The 26,371-nt window shown below is 57.4% G+C and carries 21 protein-coding genes; 10 read left to right on the top strand and 11 right to left on the bottom strand.

What is annotated here, in order from left to right; genetic code table 11:
* Positions 1–438: 438 nt before the first annotated feature.
* Positions 439–1,206: a hypothetical protein gene (locus HH216_RS14645; RefSeq protein WP_169551471.1), complete on the top strand. Its 768-nt coding sequence runs from the start codon at positions 439–441 to the stop codon at positions 1,204–1,206.
* A 473-nt stretch (positions 1,207–1,679) separates the two neighbouring features.
* Here the strand turns inward: HH216_RS14645 and HH216_RS14640 are convergent, their stop codons facing one another.
* On the bottom strand, positions 1,680–2,627 hold the full coding sequence (locus HH216_RS14640) for a tetratricopeptide repeat protein (protein WP_169551470.1): 948 nt from the start codon (positions 2,625–2,627) through the stop codon (positions 1,680–1,682).
* A gap of 115 nt (positions 2,628–2,742) precedes the next feature.
* On the opposite strand from HH216_RS14640, the gene HH216_RS14635 reads away from it, so the two are divergent.
* The gene (locus tag HH216_RS14635; protein WP_169551469.1) at positions 2,743–2,991 is read left to right on the top strand and encodes a hypothetical protein; all 249 of its coding nucleotides are present in this window, start codon (positions 2,743–2,745) and stop codon (positions 2,989–2,991) included.
* A gap of 843 nt (positions 2,992–3,834) precedes the next feature.
* Positions 3,835–6,948 carry a choice-of-anchor Q domain-containing protein gene (locus HH216_RS14630; protein ID WP_169551468.1) on the top strand — a complete coding sequence of 1,038 codons (3,114 nt, stop codon included), beginning with the start codon at positions 3,835–3,837 and terminating at the stop codon, positions 6,946–6,948.
* 263 nt (positions 6,949–7,211) lie between these two features.
* On the opposite strand, the gene HH216_RS25575 is transcribed toward HH216_RS14630, so the two are convergent.
* Positions 7,212–7,637, bottom strand: coding sequence for a zinc-binding dehydrogenase (locus HH216_RS25575; RefSeq protein ID WP_217371866.1), 426 nt, complete (start codon positions 7,635–7,637; stop codon positions 7,212–7,214).
* Positions 7,634–8,275 (bottom strand): zinc-dependent alcohol dehydrogenase, encoded by a 642-nt coding sequence (locus HH216_RS25570; RefSeq protein WP_217371865.1) that lies wholly within the window; start codon positions 8,273–8,275, stop codon positions 7,634–7,636. The genes HH216_RS25575 and HH216_RS25570 overlap by 4 nt, the downstream gene beginning before the upstream one ends.
* A 306-nt stretch (positions 8,276–8,581) precedes the next feature.
* Here HH216_RS25570 and HH216_RS14620 point away from each other — a divergent pair, with 306 nt between their 5' ends.
* From HH216_RS14620 to HH216_RS14610, 3 genes are read left to right on the top strand one after another with little or no spacing between them, the layout of a single operon-like run.
* Positions 8,582–9,439 (top strand): DUF421 domain-containing protein, encoded by an 858-nt coding sequence (locus HH216_RS14620; protein ID WP_169551467.1) that lies wholly within the window; start codon positions 8,582–8,584, stop codon positions 9,437–9,439.
* Positions 9,403–9,735 (top strand): DUF421 domain-containing protein, encoded by a 333-nt coding sequence (locus HH216_RS14615; RefSeq protein ID WP_169551466.1) that lies wholly within the window; start codon positions 9,403–9,405, stop codon positions 9,733–9,735. Before HH216_RS14620 ends, HH216_RS14615 begins: the two co-directional genes overlap by 37 nt.
* Positions 9,736–9,969 carry a hypothetical protein gene (locus HH216_RS14610; protein ID WP_169551465.1) on the top strand — a complete coding sequence of 78 codons (234 nt, stop codon included), beginning with the start codon at positions 9,736–9,738 and terminating at the stop codon, positions 9,967–9,969. It begins immediately after the preceding gene.
* Between the two features lie 27 nt (positions 9,970–9,996).
* Here HH216_RS14610 and treZ read toward each other — a convergent pair whose 3' ends face one another.
* Positions 9,997–11,847, bottom strand: a complete 1,851-nt coding sequence (gene treZ / locus HH216_RS14605) for a malto-oligosyltrehalose trehalohydrolase (RefSeq protein WP_169551464.1) — start codon at positions 11,845–11,847, stop codon at positions 9,997–9,999.
* 405 nt (positions 11,848–12,252) lie between these two features.
* Here treZ and HH216_RS14600 point away from each other — a divergent pair, with 405 nt between their 5' ends.
* The 3 genes from HH216_RS14600 to HH216_RS14590 all read left to right on the top strand — a co-directional run bounded on the left by HH216_RS14600 (position 12,253) and on the right by HH216_RS14590 (position 17,077).
* Entirely contained in the window at positions 12,253–15,942 is a 3,690-nt protein-coding gene (locus tag HH216_RS14600; protein ID WP_169551463.1) for a PAS domain S-box protein, read from the top strand.
* 14 nt (positions 15,943–15,956) lie between these two features.
* Positions 15,957–16,370: a response regulator gene (locus HH216_RS14595; protein ID WP_169551462.1), complete on the top strand. Its 414-nt coding sequence runs from the start codon at positions 15,957–15,959 to the stop codon at positions 16,368–16,370.
* A 263-nt stretch (positions 16,371–16,633) separates the two neighbouring features.
* Positions 16,634–17,077 (top strand): response regulator, encoded by a 444-nt coding sequence (locus HH216_RS14590; RefSeq protein WP_169551461.1) that lies wholly within the window; start codon positions 16,634–16,636, stop codon positions 17,075–17,077.
* A 55-nt stretch (positions 17,078–17,132) separates the two neighbouring features.
* Here the strand turns inward: HH216_RS14590 and HH216_RS14585 are convergent, their stop codons facing one another.
* The 7 genes from HH216_RS14585 to HH216_RS14555 all read right to left on the bottom strand — a co-directional run bounded on the left by HH216_RS14585 (position 17,133) and on the right by HH216_RS14555 (position 24,523).
* A complete protein-coding gene (locus HH216_RS14585; RefSeq protein WP_169551460.1) occupies positions 17,133–17,570 on the bottom strand; it encodes a response regulator in 438 nt (145 codons plus the stop codon).
* Positions 17,571–17,671: 101 nt separating this feature from the next.
* A complete protein-coding gene (locus HH216_RS14580; RefSeq protein WP_169551459.1) occupies positions 17,672–19,162 on the bottom strand; it encodes a glycosyltransferase family protein in 1,491 nt (496 codons plus the stop codon).
* 145 nt (positions 19,163–19,307) lie between these two features.
* A complete protein-coding gene (locus HH216_RS14575) occupies positions 19,308–20,342 on the bottom strand; it encodes an aldo/keto reductase (RefSeq protein ID WP_169551458.1) in 1,035 nt (344 codons plus the stop codon).
* Positions 20,343–20,451: 109 nt separating this feature from the next.
* Positions 20,452–22,374 (bottom strand): hypothetical protein, encoded by a 1,923-nt coding sequence (locus HH216_RS14570; RefSeq protein ID WP_169551457.1) that lies wholly within the window; start codon positions 22,372–22,374, stop codon positions 20,452–20,454.
* Between the two features lie 120 nt (positions 22,375–22,494).
* Positions 22,495–23,475 (bottom strand): alpha/beta hydrolase family protein, encoded by a 981-nt coding sequence (locus HH216_RS14565; RefSeq protein ID WP_169551456.1) that lies wholly within the window; start codon positions 23,473–23,475, stop codon positions 22,495–22,497.
* Positions 23,476–23,542: 67 nt separating this feature from the next.
* Entirely contained in the window at positions 23,543–24,208 is a 666-nt protein-coding gene (locus tag HH216_RS14560) for an SdpI family protein (RefSeq protein ID WP_169551455.1), read from the bottom strand.
* A gap of 12 nt (positions 24,209–24,220) precedes the next feature.
* Positions 24,221–24,523, bottom strand: coding sequence for an autorepressor SdpR family transcription factor (locus HH216_RS14555; RefSeq protein ID WP_169551454.1), 303 nt, complete (start codon positions 24,521–24,523; stop codon positions 24,221–24,223).
* A gap of 466 nt (positions 24,524–24,989) precedes the next feature.
* Between HH216_RS14555 and HH216_RS14550 the strand changes: the two genes are divergently transcribed.
* Entirely contained in the window at positions 24,990–26,258 is a 1,269-nt protein-coding gene (locus tag HH216_RS14550; RefSeq protein WP_169551453.1) for a ligand-binding sensor domain-containing protein, read from the top strand.
* Positions 26,259–26,371: the final 113 nt, after the last annotated feature.

Raw genomic sequence — 26,371 nt, 5'->3', positions numbered from 1 at the left:
TTTGTCATCCCGACGCCAGGAGGGATCCGCTCCGGCGGCCCGGTTCGGTATTGACGAATCAAACCGCCTATTACCGAAGATCCCTCCTGCGTCGGGATGACAAAAAAGGCACTTTTGACCCGGATTGTGCTTCCCCAAACAACCTCTGAAGGGGGAGCATTCCGCGAATGAATTTCTCCCCCTTCAGGGCGGTCCGACGGGTCGGGGCTGGGGGTAAACACTTTTTGTCATCCCGACGACAGGAGGGATCCGCTCCGGCGGCCCGGTTCCGTAAAAGCAAATAAAACCGCCTATTACCGAACCGGGCCGCCGGAGCGGATCCCTCCTGGCGTCGGGATGACAAAAAAAGATTCCCTAAACCTACCTTTCAGGGGGCCAGGATGTAAACCGCTAGCCCTTAATAACCCCGCTTTCCCTTCCTCAAACCAACAAACCTTCATGAAACGTCATAACCTACTACTGCTGGGGTTGCTTATGGCTGCCTGCTCAACCGAGAACAGCCAAACATCAGATGTACCGGCCGCACCCGGCTGGGGCGACGACTACGTGGCCCGGCGCGTATCCGGTGTGTATCTGCTTAGCACGGATTACCACTACCAGTATGTCTGCAATTACCTGCCCGAAGCGTTCGTAAAGAACCTGTTCAAGCTGGGCAACGACGTCGAACTGGAAAAACACAGCCGCCTGAACAGTTGCGAACTGCGGTGGGGCTCCAACGCGATCGGCTTCTACCTGGAGAGCGAAAAACCGTTCGAGTCGGTCTACCAGTCAGAGTACTACTTCAACAAACGATTTGAGCCCCAGGCCAACCCCATTGCCGACCAGGGCACCAAGCCCCGACCAACCATTTACGGTCCGGCTCCGCAGGGCACGGCGACCGGCCCCATCAGTTCGACAGCCGCTTCACCCGCGCAGGATTCGGCCCGTGGCTTCGACCCGTCGGGGCCGATCGAGGGTATCACCGAACCCAAACCCGCCCTTGTCGCACCGGCCCGTAACACAGCTACGGGCCGGGCCGTTACCGGCGTCGGCGACAAGGCGATCTGGGAGCCGGGCAAAAAAGCGCTCCACGTTCTGTACAACAACCACGTATTCAGCGTAGTGGCCCGTATGTCCGGCGACACGACCCGGCTGAAACAGGGGTCGATTGGTCTGGCCAGGCGGGTAATCGACATGATAAGCGACGACCGGGACCCCAGAGACTAAGCCTTCTCTGGCCTATTCGCTTACCTTTTACTGAGCGAAATGCACCCCGTGCTGTACGTTGGCACATGCTCAGTGAGGGGTAGCAAAGGAGTTTATGCATTTGCCTTCGATCCCGAAACGAGTGTCGTTTAGCTAACGCAGACCATCCGTAACGGGCAAAGCCGCTCCTTCCTGGCCATTCACCCGACCGGCCGATATCAGTACGTGGTTAGCGAAGACGATGAGCCACAGTAATGTCGCCAACTGGGAAAATTTAACGCGGTACGACTACTTGCCACACGTTGGCTCTCACAGGATAAAACCCCGAGGAGGCAAGCAATAACAAACAGCCCGGCAGACTAGCAGTCCGCCGGGCTGTTTGTTGTGTTGATAAGCGCTGTTAGTCTATTTTGAGCACCTTGACGGTCTGTCGCTGACTGGGTGTGCTCACCTGCAAGAGCAGCAGTCCCGCCTAATTACGTTCGCTACGCGGCTCAACCCTGACTCAACTCCCGCAGATCCAGGGTATCGCCCAGTTCGTAGCACTCGATGGAACGGGCATAGTTGCCCAGCCGGTAATAGGCCGCTCCCATACTGTAGTGCGCTTCTACGTAACGCGGGTTCAGCTGAATGGCCTGCTGATAGCATTCGATAGCCCGGCCGTTGTTACCCAGACTATTGTACGCAAGGCCCATGTTGTGATAGGCTTCGACGTACTGGCCGTTCAGATCAATGGCCTGCTGATAACACTCTACGGCTTTGGTAAAATTGGTTAACCGATGGTACGCAAGACCCATGTGATAGTGAGCGGCTGGTTCATGGGCGTTCAGCTCAATGACCTGCTGGCAGTACTTGACCGCCTTCGCGTAGTTGCCAAGCTCAGCGTACAGCAAGCCCACCTGGTAATAGACTTTGGCGTTGCTGGGATTTATGTCGATGGATCGCAGGCAGGCGTCAACCGCTTGTTGGTAACTGGTCATTTTCGCGTAGCACAAACCCATGCTAAAGTGCGCCCTGGCGTAAACGGGCTGAATCGTGATCGCCTGCTGGTAGTGATCGATGGCGGACTCATATTGCCCCAGAGCCGTGTACGCCAGACCCAGGTTGTAGTAGGCTTTGGCGTGGCGGGCATTCAGCGAGATGGCAGATTGAAAAGCACTGATCGCCTTCGTATAGTTATTCATCTCCGCGTATGAGAGCCCCATGTTGTAAAACGCCACAGCATCGTAAGGATTTGACGCGATGGCCTGCTGGAACGATTCGATCGCTTTAGCGTGATTGTGTATTTCCGCAAACGCTACGCCCGCGTTACAAAAGGCGGACGCAAATTGGGGGTCGACACTGATCGCCTGCTTATACTGGTCGATGGCAAGCTGGTACTCCCGTTTGTTGAAGTGACAGTTACCCTGACCAAAATAGTATTCTGCTTTACTTATAGACATAGGTATAAGCGCAAGTTATGTTATGCTGTACCTAGCAAAAACCACACTAGTTTTATTCGCCCAATTAGGCGGGTCTACGCTGGCACTTACACAAACTTCGATCGGGTTCGACCTCATGTCTCACCAACGAAAGGGAACGATGGGGTATATTGATTTGGCCGGGCAGCTAGTCGAAGAGGGCATCGACCTGTTGAAGATGAATGCCCTCTTGCTGGAAAAAGTGGAGGAATTGACGCTGTACATGATCCGAATGGAGAACGCAAATCAGGTAGTCAAACAACAGCTACAGGTGAAAACCAAACAGCAACTGGCTAGAATTGATCAACTGGAAAAGCGTATGGAACAGCTGCTTACCAGAAAATGACTACCGTGCGCAGACGTTGACCTATCCTTCAGTAAGACACTGTACTACTTCGTTTTTCGAGGCTGTTGGCTGCGTTCAGCGTGTGGCCCAAACCGATGCTACTGATTTCGACAGCGACGTTCAGAACGGGCGCGATCAGATCGTGTTATCCGCAGCCACTGCGGCAATCTGACTGTCTATTCCAACAGTAACTACGCTACGGTTACGGTTCCTTTGGTATTCCCCATACACATGTGCCTGACCCGTTCTGTCAGGCACATGTGTATGGGGAATACCGTCATGTCCAACGCTGCTTTTATCAGCGATCCATACGGTATGATCGCACAATTTTCGCCTGTCTGCAAGCCATCAAGCAGCCATAGATTGTGTACCCAAATCGATATAGCCCTGGCCTGACGGTGTTATTGCCTCGCCGGACAAATCGTCTTCGCCCTTTTCGCACGAACCATACCGTTACGCCTTACTACATACAACCAACAACTGATTATCAATACATTAAAATCAGCAAACATCGTATACCAGCTTATCTACTTTGTTGACCTATTACCAATAAAAAGGGCCTTACGCATTTGTACTTCCCTACTTTTAGTGGCGCACGGTCTTATGCGACCTTGCTTCTATCCTGCCACTGTATGCGTCTCTCCTCGATTACCCCACCCTGGCCATCTTCTGGCCATTTCTCTGCTGCGTTGCCGGTAAAGACACGTTACCAGGCCAGCCAAATCAATACATATTAGCGCTAACGGCACGGCACCGTTCCGTGCCTGATAGGCGATTTTCATGCGTTTTCTTCTTTACTGCCTTCCTTCGATTAATCCGTTTATCTTCTCAATCTGCACACGTATGAAAAACAAGTTTACCCCGTTTTACACCAAAACCGCTGCTTACCTGCTGGGTACGGCTTTGTGGCTGCTGAGCGCCATGAGTCTATGGGCTCAAACGGTGTATGTCACCCCAACCGGGGCCGGACAGCAGACCGGTGCCGACTGGCCCAACGCCTTGCCCGGAAGCCAGCTTCAGGCCACCCTGGCTGCGGCAACCGAAGGTACCGAGTTTCGACTGGCGGGCGGTATCTACAAACCCAGTCAGACGGGCGATCGTGGCGTTTCCTTTTACATTCCTTCGGCAGTGAAGGTACTGGGCGGCTATCTGGGCAGCGGAGCTAATCCGGACCAACGCATCGACTTTGCCAACACCAACCAGCCCAGCAGCACCATTCTCTCGGGCGACATCGACAATGACAACATAGTGGATGCCGAGAATACCAACAACGTGGTCCTGTTTGCCAACGTCAACGATCAGACACGTCTGGACGGAGTCGTCATCACCGGCGGCTATGCCAGCGGCAACGTAGCCTTTCCCGGTCTGTTTGCAACCAGTACAGGCGGTGCCGGCATTTACAACTACGCATACATGAAGGCCAGCAGCCCGACAATTGCCAACTGTACACTAACAGACAACTATACAACTGGTAACGGCGGGGCGCTCTTCGTTGACGTGCGATTTTCTCAATCGCCTATTCAGCTTATAAACACTGACTTTCTCAATAACCGGGCAGCTCAGGGCGGTGCCATCTACTACAATGCTACTTTTGGGCAGGTTGTCCAGACCTACCTGACCTACTGCCGTTTTGTAAACAACACGGCTCAATCAGGCGGGGCTGTTTACCTATATGCCGAAGGAGATCAGCAGCGGTATCGCGCCGAATCGAAAGTCCAGTATATAAACTGTGTTTTTCAGCAGAACACGGCTACCAGTCAGGGGGGCGCGCTGTACACAATAGCCAAGGGAACGCCTTCATTTAGTGCCACAAGTGAGCTGATTAACTGTACCTTGAGTGGGAATGTGGCTTCACAGGGCGGGGCTATCTTCAGCGGGGCCTCACCCTATAATGTTAATTATATAACCGTATCGAGTATTGTTTCCCTGAAGAATTGCATTCTATGGAATAATGGTGGAGCTAATGCAATCGTCAATCAGCCTTACACCAAGATTCCCGGCTCAACCAGTGATGGTCTGGCAATCGCCCGATCCGACTATGGACTTCTGGAGACTGGCGTAACACAGATTACTGACGCTCAAAACACCAATAACCGATTTAGTACGGTATCGCCCTTCAGCAATGCACAGAGCCTGGAGTTATCCGCTTGCTCGCCAGCCATCAACGCCGGGCTAACTTCGCTTTATACAGATGCCCAGGGGCCGTCGACCGACATCGCGAATAAACCCCGGTTAGTAGGAAGCACCATTGACATCGGGGCCTACGAGTTTCAGGGAACACCTGCCGCAGCCCTCGCCATCACTCAGCAACCCGCCAGTCAGTCCAGTGTTGTGGTCGGCGCTACCGTCGAGACGACCGTGGGTCTTAACACCCCCGCCGACAGCTACGCCTGGTACAAAGATGGCAGCCTGGTTTCGGGGCAGACCTCCGCTACGCTCCGGCTCACCAATGTGCAGATCGCTCAGGCTGGTTCCTATTTACTGGTAGCGACCAGCGCCTGCAACAGCGTTACGTCCACCGCCTTTAGTTTGTCTGTTACCCAGCCCCTGCCCCCTGCCCAGCGGCTGGCGCAGCTCTGGCTCATCAACGCTGACAACAACCAGCCTATCCAGCTTCTCACCCCGGGTTTGACCATCGACCTGTCTAAACTACCCAGCCGTCGCATCAATATCCAGGCCCGCACCGAACCCAGTACCGTAGGTTCAGTGGTCTTTCAGCTCAGTGGCCAGCAGACTCGCCAGCAAGTGGAAACCCTGATTCCCTACGCCCTCTTCGGTGACGATAACAAAGGCAACTACCTCCCCTGGACTCCGGCCGCCGGAAATTACCGACTAACGGCAACTCCTTACTCGAGCGGTGGGGGTACCGGTACGGCGGGCACCCCACTAACAGTGACCTTTACGGTCATCGACCCAGTGAACCCCCAGCGGCTGGCTCAGCTGCTACTCATCAATGCCGATACCGACCAGCCTATTCAACAACTCACGAACGGCCAGCAACTGGATCTCTCCAAATTACCAACTAAACATCTGGCTATCCAGGCCCTGACCGACCCCGTAACGGTGGGTTCGGTGGTGTTTGCCCTGAGCGGTCAGCAGAGCCACCAGCAAACCGAAACGCTTGCCCCTTACGCCCTCTTCGGCGACGACCAGGGGGGCCACTACTACAGTTGGACGCCCCCCCTGGGCAGCTACACCCTTACCGCCACGCCGTATTCAGGGATGGGCGGCACCGGCAGCGTGGGCACGGCACTGAGCGTTTCTTTTACCGTCATAGAGTCGGCTACCCCTGCTCCCCAGCGGCTGGCTCAATTCCTGCTCATCAATGCCGATACCGACCAGCCTATTCAACAACTGACAAACGGCCAGCAACTCGACCTTGCTAAACTACCAACCAGGCGTCTGGCTATTCAGGCCCTGACCGATCCCGTAATAGTGGGTTCGGTGGTGTTTGCCCTGAGCGGTCAGCAAGGCCGCCAGCAAACCGAATCGATTGCGCCCTACGCCCTCTTCGGCGACGACCAGGGAAATTTTCTGGGCTGGACACCATCGCTGGGTTCCTATGTACTGACAGCCACGCCGTATTCGAGCGTGGGAGGAACGGGTGTAGTAGGGATGCCCCTGACAGTGTCGTTTACAGTTATTAATTCGGCTGCGGCCCGCCTGGCAGCTGGTGGAGCAGAATCCATTGTAACAGACGGCTGGCTGGTGCGTGTGCTTGGCAATCCTGTCGTCGGTAGTGAGGTGCTCGTGGAGGTAAGCGGGGCACAGGATCAGCCTGTACAGTATACGCTGACAACAACGGCGGGAACGATCCTGGACAGTCGACAGGTATTCCCGACTCATCCGGTGGATCGCCAAACATTGCATACGGGCACCACGGCAGCAGGCGTCCTGCTGTTACAGGTCAGTACACCTACCCGGCGGCAAGTAGTGAAAGTGCTCAAAAGCTATTAATACAGTCGTTTTTTAATGAAGCCAACGATACTCCTCCGGTTATGAGGTATCGTTGGCTTCATTAACCAGCGGCAACTATGGGGTCAGCTTACCGGCAGTCGCACTACTTTTTGGTAGTGACAGCACTGATCAGGGTTGACAATCCCCCAAGAACAGTTGCCTCTCAAAACGCACTTGCAGCCAAGCGGTCGTCATCCCGAACCGGCCCCGTCTACGCGCGGGGCCAGCATTCGGGATGACGACCGTTTTCTATGAACAACCACTCAAACCAGCAGAGCGACGAAGACGGCCCGCGTGTGTTCCTTGTCCTGCGCCGTTTCAAACGCTTTGTTGATTTCGTCCAGCGGAAACCGGTGGGTAATCAGCTTCTGGGCGTTCAGTTTACCGTTCGCCAGCAGATCCAGGCACATCTGCATCTCGGAATTGATCCCCCAAAACGAATAGCTGGCGCTCGGGATGAGCTGAATTTCGCCCAGCTGAATCTTGGCCCAGTCCAGCTCGATACCCTTCTGATCGGTTTCGAAACCACCCACGATCACGACTTTACCGCCGATGCGGGCAAACGAGGTGGCCTGGGGTAAGGTAACGGGCATCGACGGACCACCCGCACATTCGAAGGCGATATCGACTCCACGCCCCCCGGTAAACTCCATGACTTTCGCGTAGCCGTCCTCCGTTTTGGTGTTCACCACCGCATCAGCCCCAGCGACAGCGCCAGTTCCAGAGCGGAATCGATCACGTCGGTTACAATCACGTCGGCCCCGCTGATCTTGGCCAGTTGCAGCTGCCCGAGGCCAATGGGCCCCGCGCCGATCACCGCTACCTTGTCGTTGAGCCGGATGCCGCTCAGCTGAATGGCGTGGAGACCCACCGAGAAGGTGTCCAGCAGGGTAGCTTCCTCAAAGCTGACGTGATCGGGGAGCACGTGAAATTTCTCGGCTGGCCCGATGACGTATTTGGCAAAAGCTCTCGACACCGTTTCCATACGTACGGGATACAGGTTGGGGCACAGGTTGTACTGCTGAACCCGACACCAGTCGCAGGTACCGTCGCCCAGCACGGTCTCGATAACGACCCGGTCGCCGGGCTTAACGCTGGTTACCTCCGGCCCGACCTCGACAACTTCACCCGCCATTTCGTGCCCCATGATATGATGCTCGAATTCGGGTTCTGCCTTTTTCCAGTGGCGCAGATCGGTGCCGCAGATACCGGCTACCCGGATTCGGGCCAGCACCCAGTCGGGATGGGGTATTTTGGGGGTTTCTACTTCCGTTACGTCAAACTCGCCGGTGGCTGTTTTCAGAGCCGCTTTCATCGTTGCATCCATCGTTACTATCTTGTTTTTTAGAGTGGTTCAGGTACTGGGCAACTAGGCAAAGCCGGGCGGGTCAGCCGATTTCAGCCCGGTGGCAGGCATGCGCTCACGGCCCGGCCTTGCCTGTTTCAATCCGCTGAGCCGCTCGTTTCTCCCCTGAATCGACGGACTAGTAAGGCAACAGGTTGGCTTCGTCGGTGGGGCGGTGTGGTAAGACGCCGGCGCTGCCCTTTACCTCATTCTGGCACTTCATTCTGAGCAGAGTTCAGGGGCGGGCCGTTAGTCAGGAAGTGCACACCTAACGCGTACGCCCCGTCTATGCAGCAGGAAAAAATCTTTCTTTACGACTGGAAACGCATCCTGTTCGGCACTACCCCGCCGGAGTTCATTCTGGAAGTATTCGGGCGCACGCTGATTATTTACCTGATACTGCTGGTTGCCATACGCATATTCGGCAAACGTTTGTCTGGCCAGCTGACCATCACCGAAATGTCTATCATGCTGACGATGGGGGCCATTCTGGCACCGGCTATGCAACTGGCCGACCGGGGGCTACTGGCCGGTGTCGTTGCCCTGCTCTGCGCCCTGGCTTTTCAGCGTGGCATCAATTACTGGGGCCTGAAAAATTCAAAGGCCGAAGCCTTGATTCAGGGCAAGGAAGTCGCTCTGATAGAAGACGGCATCATGAATCTGAAGAACCTACGATCGAGCCGCGTTTCGAGGCCCCAGCTGCTGAGCGCCTTACGTTCTGAAAACATCTACACGACCGGCAGCATCTACCGTGTTTACCTCGAAGCCTGCGGGACGTTCAGCATCTACACCCACCAGACAAACAAATCCGGCTTATCGACACTGATGGACAGCGATGCTGAAATTCACTCGATTCAGGAACTCGACCCCCACAGCGTCGCCTGTCAGCGCTGCGGAAATACGGTTCAAAGTCACCCCAAACCCGGTAACTGCCCGATTTGTGACGCCAACCAGTGGTCGAGGCTTACCGCTAACCAAATCGTATGCAACAGGATCAGGACGTTCATATCACCGACTGGCTTCGGATATTGCTGGGGGGCACATCAGCCGATTTTCTGCTGGAAATTATCTTCCGGGCGTTCATCGTGTATCTGGTTCTGCTGGTATCGATGCGACTCATGGGCAAGCGGATGGCCAGTCAGCTGAGCCGCAATGAAATGGCTGCGCTGGTATCGCTGGCGGCAGCGGTGGGCATACCCCTCCTCGACGCCCACCGGGGCATTATAGCCCCGATCGTCGTGGCTACGGTCATCGTAGGTATTCAGCGGCTCGTCGCCTGGCTGGTGCAGGACAACCCCCGGATCGAAGCCATCACGCAGGATACGCCGAGCATTCTGGTTGAGAATGGCGTGATCCAGCTGTCGGGCATCCGCGAAACGCTGGTCACCCGCGAGCGGCTATTCGCCCAGTTGCGCTCGAACAGCCTCGAACATCTGGGGTAGGTGAAGCGGCTGATTATCGAGCCAAACGGCAGTTTCACCGTCATCGAAGCACCGGAAGCGCAGCCGGGGTTGTCCATAATTCCCACTTGGGACACCGCCTTTGAACCGCAGCAGAGCAAGCCGTCCGAGCAGCTGGTATGTTATCGATGCGGCACCATAAAACCCGATGCCACCGGACCGAACGACCCCTGCCCTACCTGCGATGCGCAGCACTGGGTGCAGGCGCTGGCATGAGCAAAGCGATAACGACCTCTCGACGGGTCAGTCGTGACCGAGGGATAAAACGAGCAGCGATTCGGGTTGTAAAACCAGTGTATTTGTGTCGGTCAGCGAATCAGCCGACCCGCCCGTACCCAGCCACTGAGAATCGGCGGAGTCGAGCAGTTTTTGCCAGCGTTTGCCAGCGTCGGGGATTGAAACAGACTGAGCCGTACCGGAAAAATTCATCAGGCAAAGCACCTGCTGCTTCTCGTGCCAGCGGTGCACCAGCAAGGTTTGCTGCTCCTCGTTCACCGCAACAGCCACGGTTGTGCGATCGAGATGGCGCAATGCCGGGTGCTGTTTGCGCAGGGCTATCAGTCGCTGATAATACCGAAACATCGTTTGGTGGGGCTCCTGCTCCAGCAGCGGCCACTGGAGCTGCGAACGCAGAAACGTATCTTCATCGAGCGGGTCCGGCACCGGCCCATCGTCCTGAAAATCAACAAACTCCTCCTGCCGCCCCTGCCGCACAGCATCGACGAGGGCGGGTTCCGAATGACTCACGAAATACAGGAACGGAGCCGTTTCGCTCCACTCTTCGCCCATAAAGAGCAGGGGCACATACGGGCTTGTCAGCACGGACCCGGCCATTACTTTCTGCATGGCGAAGCTATACAGCTGGCTGGAGCGCTCACCCAATTTGCGGTTCCCGACCTGATCGTGGTTTTGCGAGAAAACGATAAACTGCTGCCCCGGATTGGTTTCTGCCCTGCGGCCAAAGCGTTTCTTCCGGACGGTCGAAAACTGCCCATCGTACACGTACGCATCCCGGTACGATTTGGCAAGGTGACTTATGCCGTCGAAATCAGCGTAGTACCCCTGTTGCTTTTCACCGGCCGCCACCCGCAGCGCGTGGTGAAACTCGTCTATCCACTGAGCATCCATCCCGTAGCCGTGTTCAGCGCGGGGATCAATAAACCGGGGATCGTTGAGATCGCACTCGACCAGCAGGTAATGCCGCCGACCCGTTTTTTCCATCAGCTGATCGACCTGCTCGCGTAGTTCGGCCAGAATATGCACCGGGCCCAGGTCTTTGATGGCGTGAACGGCATCGAGCCGCAACGCATCGATGTGGAAGTCCCGCAGCCACATCAGGGCGTTCTGGAGAATGAACTGCCGCACCCCATCGCACCAGCTGTCGTCAACGTTGACCGCCCCGCCCCAGGGCGTAGAATAGTTATCCGTCAGGAAGGGGCCGAACTCCTGTACGTAATTGCCTTCGAGCCCCAGATGGTTGTATACCACGTCGAGCACAACGGCGATACCTTTCCGGTGACAGGCATCTACCAGCTGCTGTAGGGCAGCGGGCCCGCCGTATGCGTTCTGGGCGGCAAATGGAAATACGCCATCATAGCCCCAGTTTCGCCCGTCCGGAAACTGGCCAACGGGCATAATCTCGATCGCGTTGATGCCCAGCTCGTTCAGGTAATCCAGCCGCTCTTCAATTGCAGCAAATGTCCCCTCCGGCGTGAATGCCCCCGTATGCAGTTCGTAGATCAGATAATCGGCCAGGGCCGGGTTGCGCCAGTCCTGATCCTGCCAGCGGAACAGGTTCGTATCCAGCGTTTCCGACGGGCCGTACACGCCCTGCGGCTGCGACAGCGAGGTGGGGTCGGGCCACTCATCCCGGCCATTGACTACAAAGGTGTAGCGGTCGCCGGGCTGAATCTGATCGGTTGTCAGGCACCAGTACCCCAGCTCTTCCCGCCTGAGCGGCAATGCGTTCGGCTGCCCGTAGACCTTGATCGATACCTGTTTGAGCAATGGGGCCCATAACACTACCTGTGCTTCGTTTGGCCGGGGAAATGTTACCCCCAGGGTGCGCGTATCGACTGAAAACGGCGTATGCATGATGTGCGAAAAAAAGTGGGTGCGTTCGTGCCGGCCCCGACCAGTCGATCAATCTTTTTGATGGCTGTGGATCGGCAAATGCGGTCATTTCCTAACTTATTCCGTTTGTTCTGTTCCTGCTCCGGCGAATTAGAAGTGAGATAATGGCCTTCCCGGTACCGGTCGGGTCGGCCCGACGTATAGGCAATCCCGTCAGCGTGGGCGGTATCAATTCGCCGGCGTTTCGCGGCCGGGATCACCGGGTCCGTGCGCGGCAGATGCTGTCCGTAGTCATGACCAATCACCGGAGCGGGCCGAGTCCTCAATGGTGCCCGAAATGAAAAACTTATAAGCGACCTACCGGCTTAGGTAAAGTTAAACGATCTTTATTACGCAGTCTAGTAAACCTAACGAGCAGGTATAGCAATGACTTTCTCTCCAACCCACTCATCTGATCCGTTGCCAGAGCAGGACGATTACAAATATCTGGTCGAGCTGGTTGCCCGGGCGGTTTGGGAAACAGACCCCCAGGGAACCGTTGTCAGAGACGCCCCCGCCTGGCGGACACATACCGGCCAAACCCTCACCGAGTGGCAGCGCGAAGGCTGGACCGGAGCCGTTCACCCCGACGATCGCGACTACGCGCTTCGCCACTGGCACGAAGCGATGCGCAGCCTTCAGCCGATGAATATCACGGTTCGTCTGGGTTGTCCGGCTGGTGGCTGGCGCTGGGCTAACGTCCGGGCGACCGCCGTTCCCAACCCCGACGGGTCGGTGAAAAAGTGGCTGGGCCTGTCGGTTGACGTTGACGTTGCCGCGCCCGAATCGGCCCAGGCCCCGTTGCCGCACCGCGAGCAATTGTTGCACACGCTGGTGCAGCACCTGCCGGGCGGGGCCGCGTTTGTGGTCGATCAGCAGCTTCGCTACCAGCTGGCCGAAGGTCAGGCGCTGGAGCTGGCGGGGGCGCAACCCACCGATTTTGTTGGAAAGACCATTTTCGAGGCTCTTACCTCCGATACAGCGGCCCACCACGAGCCTAAACTCCGGCAGGCGCTGGCGGGTGATCCCTTCACGGATGAACACCAGGTACAGGATCGGTATTTTCAGTCGACCGGTGTTCCGCTGCGCGATGCAGACGGCAACATCGACGCGGTGCTGGTGATGTCGTACGACATCACCGAACGACACAACGTGGAAGAGGCACTCCGCAGCAATGCAGAGCGGAACGCGTTCCGGCTGAAACTCAGCGACGCCATGCGGTCGCTCACCGACCCCGTAGCAATTCAGCGCATCACGATGGAGCACCTCGCTGCGTATTTTGGGGTGAACACAGCGATTTACTTTGAGTTCGATCCGTCCGGCGAGCAGGGCGCTCCCGGTCAGGGCTACCGAAGTACGCGCAGCTCCGCATCGCCCCCAATCCGACTCGCCGACTTCGGCCCCGCCCTCGTCGACGAACTGACGGCCGGGCGGCTCTTCTCGTATCAGGACGCGCAGACCGACCCCCGGCTGGCGTCGCACCGGGCTATGTTCAGCACCCTGAACCTCCGGTCGGGCCTGGCGATTCCCCTGATTAAGGCTGGCCATCTGGCTGCGGCACTTACGGTGAGCCACACCGAACCGAGGCTATGGACACAGGCGGAGATCCAGCTGGCGGAGGATGTTGCCGAACGCACCTGGGCAGCCGTAGAACGGGCCAGAGCGCAGGAAACCGTGCGACAGAACGACCAGCGTTACCGCATCCAGAAAGACGCCTTTCAATCGGCCATCAACGGGGAGTCGCTGGCCAGCTCCCTGAATACACTGACCCGGATGGTCGATCAGCAGCTCGGCAGCGATGTACGAACCGCCTTTTACATGGTCTACCCCGACGGAACCAGCCTGCACGCGATTGATGGAGCGGGCAGTATGCCCCGGACTTATACAGCGAAGATGGACGGATTTCCGGTTGGCGAAGACTCGCTTTGCTCCGGATACGCCATTGCTACCGGTCGTCCTTCACTGACGCGGGATGTATTCGACGATCCAAGGTGGTGCGCGCACCTGCCGCTGGCACTGACCCATAATATCCGCGCCTGCTATTCCTACCCAATTCTGACGCGCGCCGGGAAAGCAATCGGCAGTTTCGCCATTTACTTCACAGACGCGCACGATGCCACAGCGACAGACGTTGCTGTGGCCGATGCCGTAACGCAGGCGGCTGCGATTATCCTCTCCCGCCATACCGAAGTGCGCGAACGGACGCGTGCCGAAAAAGCGCTACGCCAGAGCGAAGAACGCTTCAGCACCCTGTTGCAGAACCTGACCGATTACGCCATCTTCCAGCTGGACCCCGCCGGTTTTATTACCGACTGGACCCAGGGAGCCGCGCAGGTCACGGGTTACACCGCCGACGAAGTCATTGGTCAGCACCTATCGATACTGTTTACGCCCGATGGCCTTGCCGCCGGTGAGGTGGAAACCGAACTGACGCAGGCCAGCGAAACAGGTCGTTTTGAAGGCGAACAGGTACTGATTCGTCGAAACGGTACGCGCATCATCATCGAGCAGATAATCACCGCGATCCATGACGAACGGGGGAACCTGACGGGCTATGCCAAGATAAGCCGCGATATCACGGAGCGGAAAGCCGATCAGCAGCGGCTGCAACGGGAGCAGGAACGGGCCCGGATTGCCATAGAAGCCGCCGGTTTGGGCACCTGGGAGTGGAACCTGCAATCCGATCAGCTGTACTGGAACGACCACCATTTCGAGCTTTTCGGCATGGAAACCCAGGCCGAACCGTTGAGTTCGGAGGCATTCATGGCGCATATTCACCCCGACGACCTCAACCGGGTGCGGGGAAAGCTGGAGCAGGCTATTCGGAAAGATATTGTCTACGATACCGAGTTCAGGGCCATCCGCGACGATAACGGCCAGACGGTCTGGATGAGCGGCTACGGCCGTACCGACGCGCAGGCGGGGCACCGGGCCAGCCGCATGAAGGGCGTGATGTTCGACATTACCGAGCGCAAACGGGCGGCCGAAGCCCTGCTCAACTCGCAGCAGCACCTGCAAATTATCCTCGATAGTATCGCCGACCACGCCCTTATCACCAGCGATCCCGCGAACATCATCACCCGGTGGAATGCCGGAGCCCAGCAGCTGTTTGGCTACGCGGCCGAGGAAGCCATCGGGCAGTCGGCCGCACTGATCTTTACACCGGAAGACCGGGCCAAAGGCGAGCCAGCCCGGGAAATACAGACAGCCCGGCGCGAAGGGCGGGCACCCGACGAGCGCTACCACGTCCGCAAAGACAGCACCCAGCTCTACGTGTCCGGTGTCGTGTCGCCACTTCACGATATGGCCGGTCAGCTGCTGGGCTACGTAAAGGTGGCCCGCGACCTGAGCGAACGTAAGCACATGGAACAGGCCCTGCTGGCGGCCGATCAGCGCAAAAACGAGTTTCTGTCCATGCTGGCCCACGAACTGCGCAACCCGCTGGCCCCCATCCTCAACGGCCTCCAGTATCTGGCACTGACGAGTAGCGACACGTCGACACTGGACCCACTACTGGCCATGATGAACCGGCAGATGAGCCACCTGGTACGGCTGGTCGACGATTTGCTGGACGTGAGCCGCATCAGCCGGGGCCGGATCGAGCTGCGACGGGAGCCCATCGACCTCACCCAGATCGTCAGTCAGGCCGCCGACTCCATGCGGCCCGTGTACGCAGCGGCCCACCGGCAGCTGCACGTCGAACTGCCGGACCGGACCATCGAAATGGATGGCGACGCCACCCGCCTGAGTCAGGTAGTTACCAATCTGCTGACCAACGGGGTTCGCTACACCCAGGAAGGGGGGCAGGTCTGGCTTTCGCTGCACGTAACGGACAGGGAAGCCGTTCTGGAAGTTCGCGACAACGGAATTGGTCTGGCCCCCGATCAGCTCGACGCTATCTTCGAACTTTTCGTACGGATGGACACGTCGCTGGCCCGCTCGACGGGTGGGCTGGGTATTGGCCTTACGCTGGTGCAGCAGCTCGTACAGATGCACGGCGGGCGGATAGAAGCACACAGCTCCGGTATAAACCACGGCAGTTCGTTCGTCGTCTACCTGCCAGTCGGCCACCCCTAAACCAACCATAGACAATGACTCAACCAGTTGAAACAACCAACAATCAATCAATTTTAGTGGTCGATGATAACGTCGATGCAGCCCTGACCCTGTCGATGCTGCTGCGGCTGAAGAAATACACGGTCCAGACCGCCTACAGCGGCCAGCAGGCCCTACAGATGGCCGAAGCGCAACGGCCCCAGGTGGTTCTGCTCGACATCAGCATGCCCGGTCTGGATGGGTATGATACCTGCCGATTGCTTCGCCAGCAGCCAGCCGGCGATGAGCTGCTTATCATTGCCCTGACAGGCTACGGACAGGAAGAAGACCGCCAGCGTACCCGAACGGCCGGTTTCAACGGCCATCTGGTTAAACCCGTAGAGCTGGACGTATTACTGAAAACAATGACGACTTTGCAGCAGGACTGGCAGAAACAGCAACGGGAGTAAACCCGGTCGGGTCCAAAACGAGTGGTAGCCTTGTTACCACACCCGGCGGTCAGGCGGCCTCGGCGCTGAACAAGATTGCCGTTGCGCTGGTTTTGTTAGCGGTTGCGGGGCCGATCCAGAACGGATGAATAAGCTGAGTAACTAACACAGGCGAAGGCATACCAGTCGACATGTTAGCGAACGGTCTGTTTATCCCGCAACCAGTATAGTCAGCGACCGGGTCTTTTTACGTATGTTTACCCGTCCTTTTCCGTAACATCCACATGAAAGCTTCTTCGCTATTAATCCTGATTGTTGACGACGAGCCACCGGTTATCGATGTGCTCCGGCGTGTTGGGAAAAAACATTTCCCGGAAGCTGCGTTTATCAGCACCAATTCGCCACAGGAAACCCTGACTTATCTGGAAGATGCCACGCAGGCCAAGCCTGATCTGATTCTGCTCGATATCGACCTGCACAGCACCATCAACGGGCTTGAACTGCTGCCGCAGATTCGGGAACGCACCCGGATGCTGACGCCCGTAATCATGTTTTCCACCTCCGACACCCAGCCCAACATCACCCAGGCATACACGCATGGGGCGTCGGCCTACACCCGCAAACCCTACGATCTGGATGGGTGGAACGATTACGTAAAACTACTGCGCGACTATTGGTTTCGGATGTCGCTGTTACCCGGTCGGCCGAAAACTTCCCACCCCGACTGAGTCAACGCAGGTCAGCAAAAGCAGTCACCGTTACATTAGGTCTTGATCTTCCCTACTAGTCAACATCTTCGCGTGTCGGAACGCGGGCCGTCTGGTACCAGTACTGCCGCAGCATGGTGGCATAGGCTTTCCACCCTGCCAGATCGTCGGGTTTACGGGTAAAAGCAACCGCTCCAGAGACTATCGCTTTGCGAATGGCGTCCTGCTCCTGCGAAACAGTCAGCATAACGATGGGCACTAACCCTCTGAACCGCGCGTGCAGCTCAGGCAGCAGGTCCAGGCCATTCGGATATTGGTGCAGATCGATATCAAGCAATACCAGTTGGGGCAGGTTGTTCGGGTGCTGATCGAGATAGTCCATCGTTTCCCCGGCCGACCGTACATTAATGAACACAGCCTCCGGAAACGAATCTTTTGCCACATGGGTAAGTACGTCGCTTATGGGGGGTTCGTCATCAATAACCAGAATTACAAAGGGGTATTCCTGTTCCATCTCAGGTCGGTTTTATTGTACGGCTGTACTGTTAACCAGATTTCGTTAGATTGGTCTAAAAAAAATGTCTGATTAGCCTGCCGCCGACTACCACTATTGGCTTATTCTTTCCGATAAAGCACCCATATTTCGTTGATCGTATTGGCCTTATTCGCGTCCAGCCGCGTATTTACCTGCCACAAGGGCGTCGACGAATACAGCTGCGGTTTATACCCCAGGCTATCCAAAAGTCCCATACGTCCTTTCGCGTCGTTGTAGGTTGTTGCCAGCCAGGCGTGGTTCAAATACCGGACGGAGTCGATCGTTTGCACCGGTACCAGCGTCAGGTTCGGTACGCTTTTCCGGTAAAACGTCAGCGGCAGGTGGCTTTCCGTTTCAAACGGCGTGCGATGGAGGCAGTAAATCGTCGCGGTTTCGCCCGAAAAGCGGTTGTTCAGCTTCCGCCCAAACTCGATCAGCTGGTAGTACGGATTCAGGATCAGAAACAGCACCAGGATCAGCACGTTTAGCGCGACGCTGACATAAATAACACCCCGTATCGTCAGGCGAATACCGGCGCTCGCGCGTTGGTAGTAGGCACTGAACGCAGGCAACCCCCACCCCGCGATAATGGGCATCGCATTGATCACCGGAAACAGAAACCGCTCTTCTTTGTGGCCAACCAGGCAGTGACCCAGCACGAAAAAAGCCACAACCCAGAGCAGCGGCTGCCGCAGGTGCGCCGGGCTGCTTTTCAGGCTGTAGTAAAACAGAACCAGGCTGACCGGGGGCGCACCGACCACCAGTGCCAGCATGACGATATACCAGTAAAACGGAGCCGTACCAAACTCAGCGGCTTTGCCTTCGAGGATGTTGACCCGGAAGTAATCGTACGGCGTGTAGACGAGCTGGTGGTAAAACTGGTAGTCGAGCGCCGTGTTGATCAGTACGCCGAGGACGAACCCAGCCGCCATCGGCAGTAGTCGGCTGTATCCTTTTTCGATCATCAGCAGCCACAGCCCAAAACCGACCAGGCCGAAGGCCATCTGAAAGCGCAGGTAAAACGCCAGACTGAACAGCAACCCCACCAGAAACACCGCCCCGACCCGCTCACGCCGACGTTCATAGATCAGAATAGCGCCGAAAAACACGACCGACGACGCCAGTTCGGAACTGAACAGCGTGCGGACGTAGGGCAGCGACCACGAGAAATTGAGCAGTAACAGCACCCAGAACAGCGCCTTCCGGTCGGAGCGAAAATAGTGCAGGGCCAGCCGGTTGAACACCAGCAGCACCCCCATGCCAAACAGCACCCGCAGGATGGTCAGCTGCGTGTAGGCGTCGGTGATGCCGACAGTGCGGCACAGCACGACGAAGCCCGAAAAGATATAGACCTGTACTGTGGGCCGGATGTGGCTTTTCAGTTCCCAGACACTACCCGCCCCGGAGGGTTCGCCTAGCTGCCACGACGAAAATTCGATGAGTTGAAAATGCTGATCGGGGTGCAGGAACCCGACCTGCGTCAGGCAAAACACCAGCTGCACAACGAAGGCGATCAACAGGAGCCGATTGGTCCGCGCATCGTCGGTGCGTAGTGATAGGCTATGTTCCATAACTGGGGCGAGGGCCCGGTGGTAAATACGCAGACGGGTCCGGCTCGGTTGAGCCGGACCCGCGCAAAGGTAGTACCAGAATACATTCTTCCGCCGTTACCGATTCGTTTAGTACCGGTGCGTACCGGCGGCAGCCGCGCTAGTGTCACATCCGCCGTGTCGGTGCATCGGCGTCGATCAGCTGCTGTTCTTTCAGGGCCTGCCAGAAGCCGTCGGGAATAGATACCTTGAGTGATTCGACGTTTTCCGTTACCTGCTCGGGCGTGCGCGCGCCGGGAATCACCGACACGGCCACATCGGGGAACAGGGCGAATTGCAGGGAAGCCGTCCGCAGATCGACGTCAAACTGTTTGGCGATGGCCTGTAGCTTGTCGCGCTTGTCAAGGTTCTTCTGCTCAATCGGCTTTTTCTGATCGTAGTTGTAGCGGTCGCTGCCCGACAGGAAACCCGCATTCAGGTTCGAGCCCATGACCAGGGCGATATTGCGTTCCCGGACTTTCGGAAATACGTTTTTCAGCGCGTTCTCGTGGTCGATCAGCGAGTATTGCGACGCCAGCAGAAACACATCGGGGTCGGCCACGTCGATGGCTTTCAGAATGGGTTCGGGGCAGTTGACACCCAGCCCCCAGCCTTTGATGATGCCTTCATCGCGCATTTTAGTCAGTTCGGGAAACGCCCCTTTCTCGGCGATGGCAAACTGCTCCAGCCAATCCGTTGGCAGCAGCTTGTTGTCGGGCGAGAGATCATGCACAAACACGACGTCGATGCTGTCGATGCCCAGCCGTTGCAAACTGTCTTCGATCGACCGGCGGACACCATCGGCCGTGTAGTCGAAAATAACGTCGTTGGGCGAATGTGCGTGGGGGTAGTATTCCGCGCCTTTGCTGTGTTTGCTGGCCCGGAGCAGCTTGCCCACTTTTGAGGAAATGTAATAGTCGTCGCGGTTCTGGTTGTGCAGAAACTGCCCGTATCGTCGTTCGGCAAGGCCCAGCCCGTACCAGGGCGATACGTCGTAGTAGCGCACTCCGGCGTTCCAGGCGGCTTCGAGGGTTTTGTGGGCGGCCTCGTCGGAGACGTATTCAAATTCGTTACCGATCGCGACCCCACCCAGGCCAATGTCGGGCAGGTTTTGCTGCGCCCAGGTGTGTTGCGTCGGGGTTGTTTGGCTATTCGTTGTCATACAATCGAGCTTTGTTGTTTACTCGATTGTACTAACTCCATCCCCGCCCCGCTGTTTGGATAATGGAATCGTACGGTCTCGTGCGAACCAGCAGGATGCCCGCTCTCGGCTACTTACTGGCCAGATTACGCTGAAAGCCCTTCAGCACAACTCGCTGACCAGAACCAGCCTTGTCTGATTGGGCTCGGGTCAGGTTAGTACTGCGTATGGTATAGATCGCGACAACGATGTCGGCATTGTACATCATGGTATCGGCGTCCCGTTCGTGAATGTCGATGTGATCGATTTCGCCCACCGCCATGTCGTTCATAGCCAGCGGCCCCTGTTGGTACACGTCATCGACATAGTATTTGATATCGGGTTTGATATATTTCATGATTCGATACTCCAGATAGCGGGGCATAATACCGCTCAACATACCGCCCACCCCATTACTCAGCACATTCGTACGACTGACTACCGTGCCGGGCTTCGTCGAAAAAACCGCCTGCTGGATACCTGATGTTTTGTTTGCCTTCACAGTTACCGCTTGCAGAGTCGTACCGGCTCGCATAGCCTTTCGTTGCCGCGTCGTCAGCAGGGTGTCGTAGCGGGCCACGAGCGTCTGCGCGTTTGGCAGGATACGCCAGTCGATGGGTCGGGGCTGGGCGACGATAGACGGCACCGTGCTGGAATCGAGCCGGATACGGGTGTCAATGTTGCCGATTTTAGCCGTCAGCTGCCCGTTATACGTGCCGTAAAGAGGCATATCCTGAAACGCAAACCGCCCGCTGGCGTCGCTCTGCGCCACAAACAACTCCCGCTGACTGAGCGAATCGTCGCCCACGGGCGTTGCCACCAGCGATACCATCACCGGTGCCCCGACAGGCTTATCGTTCCACTTCGCCAGCTGCCCCGACAGGCTGATGCCCCGCTCCGCCGGAAATGTGTAGGTGCGCTCGGCGGTCAGTTCATCCCAGCCAAACAGCGTGTTCCGGCGCAACACCAGCGCGTCGCTCAGTTGCTGGGGCGACAGCGACGGCAGTGGCTGATCGAGTTCGAGGTCGACGGGTTCGGTCGTGTCGTCGCTGCCCGCCGGGTACGGTTTGTAAATCAGCCGCTCCCCGACCCGCTTTTTCTGCTTGTCGACCAGCACCAGACTAATCAGGCCCGGCGGCAGACTCGACCGGGCGATGTTGAACACCGACACGGGCGTTTGGCGGGGTACGCTGGCGTAGGACAGAATCCGCCCCCGGCTCTGCACGATAAACGTCAGCGTATCGGGCGTGGGCGACAGGCTATTTTCGACGGTGACGCGGATACGGTCGGGGTAGGTCAGGTCGTTGCAGCGGAGCACGCTTCCGGTGGGCTGTATAGGCGGCAGGGCCACCCGCTTACCGCCCAGCACGGCCCAATACGCTGTTTGCGGCTGTGGGCTAAGGTCTGCCGATGCCAGTCCTTTATCGTCTGTCGTTAGCTTCGTGAGCGTATCGCCGGTGCTGGCCAGGATACACCCTCCCGCCGGAACGCCCACGCCAAACGTATCGCGGGCGCAGATAACCAGTCGGTTGCGCAGGCCCGCCACCAACGCCCCACCTTCCGGCCGAATCACGACACTACTGACCGATGGGGCCGTGACTGGCCCAGCCAGCCGTTGCTGATCGGTGGGCGACACAACCAGCAGGCTTTGCCGGCCGAAGGCGTCGGGCGAAAAATTACGCATCCAGTTGGTGTAGGCCCGTAACTGGCAATGGTAGCTGGGCAGCGAGTCGGGCGGGGTCAGCGTAAAGTGAGCCAGACCGTTGCGAGGCCGGACGATTACACGCCGAAGCACCGCCCCCTGATCAGCGTTGATACAATCGACATACAACGCCACGTCGGTTGAGTCGGGCTGACCGGTAAGGGCATTGATAATCCGCGCCTGCCCCACAATCGGCTCGCCAGCCAGATACACGTCGTCGTGATCAACTGACAGTTGCACCAACGTACGCGGCACAATCGTCTGCGCCAGCGCAACGGAACCGCTCATTAACCAGACCAACACCGCTTTCATGGTACTTTATCGACTGTTTTTATGACAATAACAGTAAACCCTCAAAAGATGCCATTAAGTAGTCATGAAATTTATTAATGGGTTACATCGATGCACGGCCAACGACCCGAACGTACTGGTTCAATTCCCCCGAACAAACTGCGCGATAGCTGTAGCAAGACCGGGTGTTAGCGGCAGACTGGGATCGTGGTACGTTTTAAAATTGTCGGGCGTCGATTCGCCAGCCGCGTCTTTCAGCATATGCGTCATATTGGGGTACAGCAGCAGCCGGGCGTCGGGCCGGGCGGCTTTGAGTGCGTCGGCCTCGGTCACGCCCGATTGCAGGTCGCGCTTTCCGTTTATCAGCAGCACCGGCCCACGAAACTTCATAATCTCAATCGCCGGGTCATACTTCATCCACGACATCAGGTACGGCTGAACCGAGGGCGCAAAGAACGAGGCCACCAACATGGGCGGCTCCTTGACGGTCTGCCCCGCCCGCAGCGAGTCGAGGTCGCGGTAAGCCCGGTCGCGCTGACTATCGGGTAACTTCGCCAGTTGCAGTTTCAGCACATCGGCGATGTTATGCCCCGACCCCGCCAGCGATACAAAGGCGTCGGCGTTAGTTTGGGTAGCCGCCAGCATACCCACCAGTGAGCCTTCGCTATGCCCCGCCACCACCACCCGCGAAAACCGCTTGTCGGCCTGCAACTGCCGAATAAGGCCCACAGCATCGCTGACGTAGTAATCAAACCGATGTTGGTCCTGTTTTATCTTCATCACGGCAACCATCGCGTTAGTCCCCGAATACCGCTTGTCGTACCGGGCCACGGCCACGCCCTGCCGCGACAGGCTATCAGCTAGCATACGAAACGGACTACCCTGCACGGTTTTACCGCCAACGGGCACCGGCGAGTTACTGTCTCGGTCGGTGGGGCCGGACCCCGCAATGAGCAGCACCACCGGCACGGGACCTGTGGCATTGGCGGGTAGCGTCAGCGTTCCGTCGAGGGTCAGGCTGACACCGGCGGGCTGAGTGATGACATAGTGAATCGGTTCGCTGGTCTGGGCCAGCACGGTGCCGGTCAGGCCGAGTAGCAAAAGGAGGAGCAGGCGGGACATATAGGGGTGCGGTTTACAGTTTTTGGCTCACGGTTTTGCGCTGGTGGCGGCCAGACTCACTGGCCAGTTACGATAGTGATTGGTGCGCTTTTTCCTGCCGGAAGTAAACGTAAGAATACACAACGGGAATCAGTGATACGACCAGGAGCGCAGCTACGACCGCCCCGACCGTGTACGGAGCAGGAACAAGCAGGGCCAGCAGGGCACCAAGCAACCCACCCACCACCATCAGCCGACCGCCCAGCCGGTGCGTACGTGTCCAGACCCGGTCGTTTGCCAGCGTCCAGGGCGTTCGGATACCGATTACCCAGTTGGGTCTGAGGGTCGTCATGTAATTGCCGAGTACAGCCACCGCCACACAAGTCAGGGCCAGCAGACCGCCCACCCCCGGCCGCGAACCGCCGGTAGGAGTCGCCCTGTAAAACAGTCCCGTCAACGTGGCCGCCAGCAGCAGACTGACAACGAACCGAATTCGTAGAAATAAGGCTGATTGCGTCCGGCCCTTCGGGTCGATGCGCGGTAAGAAACGCAGTAGCAGGTACGTAAGCCCCGTCGCGACGGTCAGAATCAGCAATGCGTTTTCTTTCGGCATCCAGCCGTCTGGCTTACCCGACAGGCCGTAGTGCGATACTATCGTCGCAGGCAGTTGATTCCAGATCAGGGCAACGTAGCCGAGTGCCAACAGGCAGGGAGCCAGAATCATCCACTCGGCGGAGGTAGTTTTCGTGTTCATGGTGCAACAGAGTTATTGGTTTACAGAACGGTTTGATTCGTTTTCGGACGCGACGGGGGTGGGTTGCTGGAAGCTGAGCAGCCAGCCCAGCAGTTCATCGAGCACGGTGGTGTTGAGCGAATACGTGATAAACTGCCCCTGCTTCACCGACTCCACCAACCCGGCCTGCCGCAACAAATCGAGGTGGTGCGAAATACTGGGCTTCGACATAGCGAACTGCTCAGCGATTTCACCGGCGTTTAGATCACCCGTCCGCAGCAGATCGAGAATCTGCCGCCGGGTTGGGTCGTTGAGAGCTTTGAAAAGCAGGTTCATGGGGTACTATAGCTAATTTACTGCACAGAAGGCAGCGACTTTGTCAGCAACTGGTTAGACAAACGTCTAATTAAACAATTAGACAATCTTCTAATTATTGACGAACGGTCGACAAGCTACATAACCGGACAAGGTAGTTTCCCGGCCAGTACTGTTCTCATTCGACAGCTAATCGAATCCGAATGTCGGTGTCCGCACCGCGCCACGGAGACAGACGCCTTACCGGAAAGTAGACACGGCTGACGCACAGGTAACTGCGAGCCACAGTCACAGTGGTTCATCGACGGGTTACATTAGAAAAACACCAATGGCGTGCGTATTTTAGCGTCGGCCAGCAGACCGGATTGCTGGTATTGACTGACTTGACTTTATACGGCTTCCTGTTAAACTTGAGGACTGAATAAGCCGAATGGCCCTCATCACCTGCTACCAACAGGCTACCTACCGTTGCTTCCTGCCTTTCTCAATGATTCCACACCACCGATTAATTACCATTACGCTGTGCATGCTTGTCGCTGTGTTTGCCCACGGGCAGCATTCACTGCGACAGAATTCACTGCGACAGCCTCCGCCGGGGCAATCCCCGTTAGGGCAATCTCCGCTTCGGTTCGAGCACCTCAGCACAGCGCAGGGGCTATCCAGCAACACAATTTTCAGCATCTACCAGGACCGGGACGGGTTCATGTGGTTCGGCACCGGCGACGGCCTGAATCGGTACGACGGCTACACGTTCACCGTCTACAAACCCGACCCCGCCGACCCGAACAACCACATGGCGCACAACAACATCTGGGACATGCTGGAATCGCGGTCGGGCGAAATCTGGTTTGTCACGCCCGGCGGTGGGCTGCACCGGCTCGATAAGCGCACGGGCCGGGTGAATTTCTTTCGGGTGGAGCGGGCCGGGTCGGGTCAGGTTGCGGCTTACGACATCTGCTACACCCTGATCGAAGACAGGCAGGGCTATCTCTGGATTGGTTCGGAAGGTGGGCTGGCCCGCTTCAATCCCCGCACCAAACAATACCGGCTCTACAGCGTACCGGTTGCGCGCGGTGCCGACGGGCGGGTATGGTCGATTCAGGAAGATCGGTTTGGTACGTTGTGGGTAGGCACCGCCACCGGCCTGTTTACCATGAACCGACAAACGGGGAAGTTCAGCCCGTTTTATTTTGGCCCCGACCCCGCCAAACCACAGCCCCGGATCGAGTCGATGTACCTCGCGGCCGACAATAGCCTGTGGCTGGCGGCTTTTAACGACGGGCTTTACCAGCTGCGGCCCGGAAAAAAGCCATCGCCCGGCCGCGACGAGGCCCTGACCACCTACGCACCAACCGGCAGGAAGTACCTGCCCAACCGGGAAATAATGCCCAAAGGGCTGGGCGAAAACGAACACCACGACCTGATGGTGGGTACCCTGTCGGGGCTGGTACAGCTCGACCCGGCTTCCGGCAAAACCATTACCTACCGGCCCAACCCGTCGATTCCCGGTTCGCTGAGCCACGAGGTTGTCTGGGCGCTGCTGGCCGACCGGCGGGGGTCGTTCTGGATCGGGAGCGCCAACGGCATCGACCATTATTCCACGCTGACGCCCCGGTTTGAATTTTATCAGCCCATTCCAGACCATAATGCTACGCCCAGAGTTGAAAACAATATCACGATGCTATCGGCCGACCGGCGGGGGCGCTCTGGTTCAACAACGCCACCAATGACTACATCGGGAAGGTATCCCGCCTGACTCTGGCTGACCAGACACCTTACGACACCACGCAGCCACCCGCGCCGGACAAGGGGGAATCCCAGAAATTCGTCGTCTATTCACCCACCGATCTGATTTCGGCCCTCCACTGC

Origin of the sequence: Spirosoma rhododendri, assembly GCF_012849055.1 — a bacterium.
GTDB classification, from domain to species: domain Bacteria; phylum Bacteroidota; class Bacteroidia; order Cytophagales; family Spirosomataceae; genus Spirosoma; species Spirosoma rhododendri.
Note: the sequence above shows the minus strand (reverse complement) of the source record. Positions and strands in the feature narration are given on the sequence as shown.